The sequence below is a fragment of the Macrococcus sp. DPC7161 genome, from assembly GCF_004117835.1.
Classification (GTDB): Bacteria; Bacillota; Bacilli; order Staphylococcales; family Staphylococcaceae; genus SDSC01.
The window spans coordinates 1-1,697 of record NZ_SDSC01000019.1 but is presented as its reverse complement, the minus strand read 5'-3'; the positions used below and the strand labels follow the sequence as shown (position 1 = coordinate 1,697).

General features: G+C 38.1%; 1 protein-coding gene. It reads left to right on the top strand.

Translation table 11 applies throughout. The features are described from left to right. Window positions 1-80: 80 nt before the first annotated feature. The coding region (locus ER639_RS11870) for an Ig-like domain-containing protein (RefSeq protein WP_164993449.1) at window positions 81-1,697 on the top strand (1,617 nt) is incomplete at its 3' end.

Below are 1,697 nucleotides of genomic sequence, written 5' to 3'. Positions count from 1 at the left end.
CTCAGGCATTTTCTGGAGTGTCTATAGGGTCTCCTACGTTTAAACTGGTTCTGTTCCACCATTTTGGATGTCATCTCCATTTGTATCTAACCATACTTTATCTCCAATTGAATAAGTATTCGATTCGAAAATTCACTGTAGGGACAGGATCAATCTTAATTGGTTCTTTAATGTTCTTAGGTTCAACAGGCAATGTTGAAGCAGCTGAAGGGGATATTTTTACAACAGAAGCTCCTTCAACACAAACGCCATCATCTGAAACGCCAACAACAGATAATACTGCACAAACGCCAACAACAGAAGTACCATCTACAGAAACAACGACTACGACAACAGAAGCACCATCTACAGAAACAACAACTGCGACTAAAGAACAACCCACAACAGAATCAGTAACAACAGAAGTACCTACAACTGTTGAAAAAGCAACAGACCTAACTTTTAATACTGATAATACTGAATTAACAGGAAAGGCTACAGCTGGAGATACAGTAGAACTTATTGACGCTGACGGTCAAGTGCAAAAAGCAACAGTACAAGCTGACGGTACGTTTAAATTTACGAATCTTAACATTGCAAGTGGTCAAGTTGTAGAAGTTGCAGTAGTTAATGCTGAGAACGTTAAAAGTGACGTAGCAACAATTACTGCAAATACTGTTGAAAAAGTAGATACACCAACGGCTGAAGCGCCAACAACAGAACCCCCAACTACTGAGACAGCGAAAGATACTACTTCAACAGAAACAGTGACAACTGAACAGCCAACATCAGAAGCATCAACAGTACAATCATCAACATCAGAAGCATCAACAGTACAATCACCAACAACAGAAGCGCCATCTACTGAAGTTACTACAGAAACACCAACAACTAATAATACGGTAGTTGTTCCTACGACACAATCAGTGGAAGCAGTAGCAAATGATATTACAACAGCTGCTACAGAAGCAGATAAAACTGCAGTATTAACAAATTACGTAGCAAATAACTTAGGTGTTACAACAGAACAAGCACAAGCAGCAGTTGAAAGCATGAATCTTGATGTAAATACATTAACATCTGATGAGTTAATGGCTGGGTTACTCGGTGCCATCGCTGACCAGCAAAATGCAGGAACAGTAGTAGCTACACCTGTATCAGTAACATCAAACACAGAAATGATGAATTCAATGTCATTAGCAGGTATCGATACCACAACGATACGAACATTAAATGGAACGCCTACTGACGTAAATAATTATGTAACTGCGTCGGGAACAGATTTAGTGTTTAAAAGTGATGCAACTGATCCAAATAATCCAACTCTTGCTGGAGCTGCTGAAACATTTCAATTTAATACTCATTTAACTGTTGATGATGCAGTGCAAGCAGGAGATTATTTTACTATAGAGTATGGTCAGTACATTACACAAAGTGACACAAGTCCATGGGATTCTCCCTTAGCTGTATATAGTCCCAATGGTGAAAAAATTGCAACTGTAACGAATGATTATACTAATAGGGTGTTAACATATACATTTACAGATTATGTTGATCGCTTCAATGGAGTTACTATTGATTTAAGTTATGCCCAAGCAATTGATAGGAGAACTGCATTAAATGATGGTATTTATCCACTGACTTATCGAGTGGCAGGGGAACCTCTTGTACAAGAAAATGTTACTGTCAATTATCAAGATGTTTTACAATTTGATAAT